General features: G+C 69.4%; 5 protein-coding genes and 3 pseudogenes. 6 read left to right on the forward strand and 2 right to left on the reverse strand.

Translation table 11 applies throughout. The features are described 5' to 3' along the window. Positions 1-5 precede the first annotated feature (5 nt). The 4 genes and pseudogenes from Q8A52_RS49010 to Q8A52_RS12260 all read left to right on the forward strand — a co-directional run bounded on the left by Q8A52_RS49010 (position 6) and on the right by Q8A52_RS12260 (position 3,099). Positions 6-383, forward strand: a complete 378-nt coding sequence (locus Q8A52_RS49010) for a transposase (protein ID WP_408649194.1) — start codon at positions 6-8, stop codon at positions 381-383. Positions 384-394: 11 nt separating this feature from the next. After that, positions 395-574: pseudogene (locus Q8A52_RS49015) on the forward strand (helicase associated domain-containing protein); the annotation flags it as partial. 47 nt (positions 575-621) lie between these two features. After that, positions 622-1,026 (forward strand): annotated as a pseudogene (locus Q8A52_RS12255) (helicase associated domain-containing protein); the annotation flags it as partial. Positions 1,027-1,236: 210 nt separating this feature from the next. After that, positions 1,237-3,099 carry a glycoside hydrolase family 5 protein gene (locus Q8A52_RS12260; RefSeq protein WP_316750993.1) on the forward strand — a complete coding sequence of 621 codons (1,863 nt, stop codon included), beginning with the start codon at positions 1,237-1,239 and terminating at the stop codon, positions 3,097-3,099. A gap of 66 nt (positions 3,100-3,165) precedes the next feature. On the opposite strand, the gene Q8A52_RS12265 is transcribed toward Q8A52_RS12260, so the two are convergent. Beyond that, complete coding sequence (locus tag Q8A52_RS12265) at positions 3,166-4,416, reverse strand: YncE family protein (RefSeq protein WP_316750995.1); 1,251 nt, start codon at positions 4,414-4,416, stop codon at positions 3,166-3,168. 179 nt (positions 4,417-4,595) lie between these two features. Here Q8A52_RS12265 and Q8A52_RS12270 point away from each other — a divergent pair, with 179 nt between their 5' ends. Together Q8A52_RS12270 and Q8A52_RS12275 are read left to right on the forward strand one after the other, a co-directional pair. Further along, positions 4,596-5,255: a TetR/AcrR family transcriptional regulator gene (locus Q8A52_RS12270; RefSeq protein WP_316751050.1), complete on the forward strand. Its 660-nt coding sequence runs from the start codon at positions 4,596-4,598 to the stop codon at positions 5,253-5,255. 54 nt (positions 5,256-5,309) lie between these two features. Next, a pseudogene (locus tag Q8A52_RS12275) lies at positions 5,310-5,420 on the forward strand (RICIN domain-containing protein); the annotation flags it as partial. A 370-nt stretch (positions 5,421-5,790) separates the two neighbouring features. Here Q8A52_RS12275 and Q8A52_RS12280 read toward each other — a convergent pair. Further along, positions 5,791-6,553, reverse strand: a 763-nt coding sequence (locus Q8A52_RS12280) for a cytochrome c oxidase subunit I (protein ID WP_316750997.1), incomplete at its 5' end; no start/stop codon positions are given.

Consider the following 6,553-nt stretch of genomic DNA (forward strand, 5'->3'; position numbering starts at 1 on the left):
GCAAGATCCACCTTGCCTGCGACGCCTTCGGCCGCCCGCTCGCCTTCGTGGTCACGGGCGGGAGCACCAACGACTGCACGCAGTTCACCGCCGTGATGCACGCGATACGAGTGCCCCGCATCGGCCCCGGACGGCCCCGCATCAGGCCCGCCCACGTCCTGGGCGACAAGGGCTACAGCTCCAAAGCCATCCGCACCTGGCTGCGACGGCGCGGTATCGGCCGCACCATGCGGGCGCGGGGACGACACGGCGATCTGCACGCTGCTCGCCCGCGTAGGAGCTACCCCCGCTCAGTTCTCGTACCTGGGCGAGGCGCCCGAGGAAGGCCGAGCAGGACCAGTGGGTCCTGCTGCGGTTCGGGACGCACCGCGACCCCGCCCTGATCGCCCGGCTCGTGCGCTCCAACCTGCTGGAGGCGGAACACGCCAAATGGAAGGCCCGCCACCGGGCGGCAGTGGCCTACCGCCGGCGGACCGGGCGCCTAGTAGTGCCCTACGAGCACCGGGAGCTGATGCCGAACGGGCACTCCCATCCGCTGGTCAGGTGGCTCGCCGACCAGCGACGCGCGGTCGCGGCCGGCGGTCTGGCCACCAGCGGGCAGCCGACCTCGACGAGCTCGGCATGGTCTGGGACCCGACCGACGCAGCGTGGGAGGAGAACCTGGCCGCCCGCGCCTACTACGCCGAGACCGGCACGCTCGCCGCGGCGATTACCGCGACCGCACTCCACAAGCCGGTCGGGCAGTGGCTGGCCAACTGCCGCAAGAAAGGCGGACTCGGCAAGAACCCCACGACTGCCGAACGCCGCGAACAGCAGCTCGCCGCGATCGACGAAGACCGGCGCCCCGCCTGGCCCATCGACTGGCAACGCCACTACGCCGCCATCACCCAGCTCCTCGCCCTCGGCGCCCAGCTCGACGAGATCGTGCCGGGCGTCACCGCGGCCGGCAGCGACATCGGCAGGTGGCTGGAACGCCAGCGCCAGCACGTCGTCTGGGAAGGTCTCACCGAAGGACAACGCGAGCGGCTGACGGACCTGCACGGCGACCAGGAGCCGGAGGTTGGACCTCGGGAGGCGATCGACATGACGACGCTGCGGGCCTTGCGGGAGTCCCGCACGGACGTGGAAGCCCTCGATCTCACGGCCGGGCGGCTGCGCCACCTCCAGGAGGGGGCCGAAACAGAACTTACTCCGGAGTCAGCAGGGTTGACGGTGTCCGGAAACACTCGGACTGTAATGGACATGACCAATATCCGGGCGCGTTTGTTCGTTGTCCTGGTTGTCCTCTGTGGATTCCTGGCGGTGGCCGGCACCTCGCCCGCCGCCGCCGCCGGCCCTTCCGACTCCCTCTGGTTCGACGGCACCGCCCTCACGGTGCAGAACGGCCGCTTCGTCGACGGCCAGGGCCGTGAGGTCGTCCTGCGCGGCTACAACGTCTCCGGCGAGACCAAGCTGGAGGAGAACGGCGGCCTGCCCTTCGCCTCGGTCGCCGACGCACGGAAGTCGGCCACCGCGCTGCGGGCCCTCGGCGGCGGCAACGCGGTCCGCTTCCTGCTCTCCTGGGCCCACGCCGAGCCCGTGCGCGGCCAGGTGGACACCGCGTATCTGGCCGCCGCCACCGACCAGATGCGCGCCTTCCTCGACGCCGGTCTGCGCGTCCACCCCGACTTCCACCAGGACCTCTACTCCCGCCACCTGTTCAACACGGGCAGCTGGTACACCGGCGACGGCGCCCCCAAGTGGGCGGTGGACCTCGGCAGTTACCCCACCGAGTCGTGCGGGATCTGCTTCTTCTGGGGCCAGAGCATCACCCAGAACTCGGCCGTGACGAAGGCGCAGTACGACTTCTGGCACAACAACTACGGCCTCCAGGACGCCTTCCTGGCCACGGCACAGTCGACGATGTCGTACCTCGCCCAGCATCTGACGGACACCGAGTTCACGGCGGTCGTCGGCTTCGACCCCTACAACGAGCCGTACGCGGGCAGCTACGACTCCGGCCAGACCAGCCGCACCTGGGAGCGGGACCTGCTGTGGCCCTTCTACCAGAGGTTCCGGGCCCGCATGGACGCGGCCGGCTGGCAGGCCAAGCCCGCCTTCGTCGAGCCGAACCTGTTCTGGAACGCCAACATCGCCTCCCAGAAGCAGGAGGGCGGACTGCTGGACGCGGGCACCCTCGGGCCGCGCTACGTCTTCAACACCCACTTCTACGACCAGAAGGCCATCTCCGGCATCCTGATGTGGGGCAAGGCGGCCGACGGCCAGTACACGGCCGACTTCGGCACGGTCCGCGACCGCGCCTCGGCCGCCGGGACCGCGGCCGTGGTCAGCGAGTACGGCCACCCGTTGTCCGGGACGGTGTCGGACAAGGCGCCGACCATCCTCAAGGCGATGTACCAGTGCCTCGACTCCCGTCTGTCCGGCGCGAGTTGGTGGTCCACACCGGCCTCCTCCGGCCCGGTCCTGTCCGGCTCCCAGTGGCAGTGGGACATCTACAACGGACGCCACCAGGAGCTGATGAACGGCAACCCCGACAAGGTCCTCACCTCCGGCGACGCCTGGAACGACGAGGACCTCTCCGCCGTGCGGCTGGACGACTCCGGCGCGGTGGCCCTCCGGCAGGACGCCCGGCTGCTCGACCGGATCTACCCGAGCGCCACCTCGGGCACCACGGCCGCCTTCACCTACGAGGACCGCTCCCGGGACGGCTCGACCACCCTGACCTGGAACCCGGTGCCGAGCTCGCTGCCGAACGTGTCGCGCCTGGTCGGCTCCGGCCAGTACGGCCTCCTGGTGTGGCGCTCGGGCAGCGGTACGGCACCCACCGAGCTGCACCTGCCGGCCTCCTTCCCGGCCTCGGCCACCACGGTCGTCTCCGACCTGGGCGCGGTGTACGCGCCCCCGTCGTACACCGCCTCGACCCCGGTCGGCGTCGCGCCCGAACCGGGCGGCACCGGCAGCCGCCGCCTCGTGCTCACCGACGCGGACTCGGGCGTCCTGCACTACGCCCTGGTGACCAACGGGGCGACCGCGCCGTCCGCTGACCTGATGAGCGCCGCGCGGTCCGAGCTGACGGCGTGGGCGACGGCCCACTTCTGAGGGCGGACCGGCCTCCGGGGCGGTGTGCGCAGCACCCCGGAGGCGGGCCCGCGGCTTTGCGTGAGGTCAACTCGACGACGGACCGGTCCAGTCGGACTGGACGTGGCCCAGCCGGACCCGCTGCGGATGGTCGCCGACCGCGACCGACGTCACCTTCTGCCCGGTCGCGAAGTCGATGGCGGTGACCTGGTCGGCACCGCTCTCGGAGACGATGCAGTCCTTGCCGTCGCCACTGACCGTGGCCCAGTAGGGCTTGGAGGCGGTGACCAGCGGGCCCTCCTGGAGGGTGGCGCGGTCGACCACCGTCGCGTAGTCGTCCATGGTGCCCGCCACGCACAGCTTGGTGCCCGCGGGGTTCATCGAAATGCCGTGGTGCCGGGAGTCGTTGACCCAGGTGGTGCGGTCCTCACTGGTCGCCGGGTTCTTGGGCAGGGTCTTCATCCGGGTGATCTTGTCGGTGGCGACGTCGTACTCGAGGAAGCCGTTGAAGAACGAGACCTGGAAGTAGAGCTTCGACTCGTCGGGGGAGAACACCGCGGGGCGGACGGCGTCGGAGAAGTTCTTGAGACCGAAGGCGTCCAGCCGGTCCCGCATGTCGATGACCCTGACCTGCTTGTAGGTCGTCGCGTCCACGACCGTGATGTGCCGGTCGCCCTTCGTCCAGTCCCAGATCGGGTCGTCGAGGGCGGTGTTGACGTCCCCGATGGCCATGTTCCAGATGTACTTGCCGTCCTTGGTGAAGATGTTCTCGTGCGGCTTGTCGCCGGTGGCGAACGACCCCAGCTGCTTGCCGGTGTCGATGTCAAGCACATGCACGGTGTTCGCGGTCGAGGCGGAGACCGCGACCCGGGTGCCGTCGGGGGAGACGGCCATGTGGTCGGCGCGGTAACCGGCCACCGGGAAGCGCCAGTTGATCTTCCCGGTGGCCAGGTCGATCGACACGACGTCGGCGAAGCTCGGCCGGGAGACCACCACGGATCTGCCGTCCGGTGTGGAGTACATGTCGTCGACGAACTGGTCGTGGCCCTCGCCGACGCTGTTGCGGATGGCCATGAAGTAGATCCACTTGATCGGGTCGGCGTTGATCTCCGCCATCCGGGCGTCCTTGTCCGGGATCACGTTGATCCGGCCGACCTTCGCGAAGTCGCCGCTGGACTTGATGACGTCCGCGGTGCCGTCCCAGTTGTTGCCGACGAACAGCACCTCGCGCAGGGAGGCGGCGTCGGTGGCGGCCGTGGCGGCCGTCGCGGGGGCGGTGAGGGTCAGCACGAGGGCGGCGGCTACGGAGCAAAGGTGCCTGGGTCTGAAGGCGGGCATGACTGCTCTCTCCTCTGGGTGGGGTGTGGCGGGAGCGGTGCCATGACAGGGCTGAGAATCTGAACACGCAGGCATTCAGAGTTAACTTACTGAAAAGTAAGATGGGGTGGCCTTCTCCACAAGACCGCGTGCACGACAAAATTGGCTGTATGGCAAGGGAGTTGGGGACGGAGGGGACCGTGGGGGGCAGGCTCAGGCAGCCGACCGGCCGCTATGCGGGCAAGTCCGCCGAGGAGCGGCAGGCGGAACGCCGGCGGCGGTTCCTGGACGCGGCGCTCCAGCTCTTCGGTGACACGCCGGGCTTCCGCGCCACGACCGTCGCGTCCCTCAGCGAGGCCGCGGGGCTGTCGACCCGCCAGTTCTACGAGGAGTTCCGCACCCTCGAGGACGTCCTCGCCGCACTGCACCTGCAGGTCAACAACTGGGCCGAAGAGGCCGTGCTGGCCGCGCTCGCCGCAGCGGAGGGGCTGTCGCTCGCCGAGCGCGCCGCCATGATCTTCCGTGCGTACGCGGCGAACGTCACCGCCGATCCACGCCGCATCCGCATCACCTTCGTCGAGATCATCGGCGTCAGCCCGCGTCTGGAGGAGCAGCGCCTCGCCCGCCGGGCCCGCTGGGTCGAACTGATCTGCGCGGAGGCGAAGGCGGCCGCCGCACGCGGAGAGGCCGCGCCCCGCGACTACCGCATCGCCGCGGCGGCGTTCATCGGCAGCGTCAACGGCGTACTCCACGACTGGAGCGCGGGCTGGGTGGACGCGACCCTGGACGAGGTGGTCGACGAACTGGTCCGGCAACTGCTCGGGATACTGCGGCCAGGGGGCTGGCCGGGGACCACCTGAGACGGCCCACGCCGCACTCACCGCGTCGGCAAGCGGTCCGGCCGCTGCGCCGACGTGTACGGCAACAAGTGCTTGGACGCCTACAACCGCGGCACCCCCAACGGCACCTCCGTCGTCCTGTGGACGTGCAACGGCGGCAGCAACCAGAAGTGGGCCGCGAGCTGATTCCGTGAGGCCTGACCCGAATGAACCGGAGACGATCCCCGGGTGGTGGACAGCAGCATCAGGCCGGTCGCCGCCAACAGGGCGCAGCCCAGCAGGAAGCAGGCCAACAGCCGTCGTCGGAGGCCGTGGTAAGCGGACTCGTACTCGCGTCGCAACTCCTCGGCGCGTTCGGCGGTGCGCTGCCACGAGGTGCGGGCCAGGGCCAGGTACTCCGTCTCGAGGTTCCGCTCCAGGTCGTCCCGTTGGCTGTCGGTGAGCCAGCCCAGCCGGGAGGCCGCACGGGCCGCCGCCGCACGGCCCTCCTCCCGTGCGGCGGCGAGCAGCAGATGGCCCTCGATCTCCTGGACGAGCGTCCGCTCCTTCCCGGTGCTCATCGCGCGGTCAACTCCCGCTCTGCCGACTGCACATGCGGATGGTGCAGGTCGAACGCCGGCGACTCGCTGCGGATCCGCGGGAGGGTGACGAAGTTGTGCCGCGGCGGCGGGCAGGAGGTGGCCCACTCCAGCGAACGGCCGAAGCCCCAGGGGTCGTCGACCTCGACCTTCTCGCCGTACTTGGCGGTCTTCCACACGTTGTAGAAGAACGGGAGCAGGGACGAACCCAGCAGGAACGAGAAGATCGTCGAGACCGTGTTGAGCGTCGCGAAGCCATCGGCCGCCAGATAGTCGGGTACGCGGCGCAGCATGCCCTGGGCGCCCAGCCAGTGCTGGACCAGGAACGTGCCGTGGAAGCCGATGAACAGCGTCCAGAAGGTGATCTTGCCGAGGCGCTCGTCGAGCATCTTGCCGGTGAACTTGGGCCACCAGAAGTGGAACCCGGCGAACATGGCGAAGACGACCGTGCCGAAGACCACGTAATGGAAGTGCGCCACGACGAAGTACGTGTCGGAGACATGGAAGTCGATCGGCGGCTCGGCGAGGAGCACGCCGGTCAGTCCGCCGAAGACGAACGTCACGAGGAAGCCCATCACCCAGAGCATCGGCGTCTCGAAGGACAGGCTTCCCCGCCACATGGTGCCGATCCAGTTGAAGAACTTCACCCCGGTCGGGACCGCGATCAGGAAGGTCATGAAGGAGAAGAACGGCAGCAGCACACCGCCGGTGACGTACATGTGGTGGGCCCACACCGTCACG

This window comes from Streptomyces herbicida (assembly GCF_032656585.1).
In the GTDB taxonomy this organism is placed as follows: Bacteria; Actinomycetota; Actinomycetes; order Streptomycetales; family Streptomycetaceae; genus Streptomyces; species Streptomyces herbicida.

What these genes read in the sequence shown, in the direction of transcription:
- Q8A52_RS12260 (WP_316750993.1), top strand. Translation starts at nt 1,237, where the DNA reads ATGGACATGACCAATATCCGGGCGCGTTTGTTCGTTGTCCTGGTTGTC.
- Q8A52_RS12265 (WP_316750995.1), bottom strand. Translation starts at nt 4,416, where the DNA reads ATGCCCGCCTTCAGACCCAGGCACCTTTGCTCCGTAGCCGCCGCCCTC.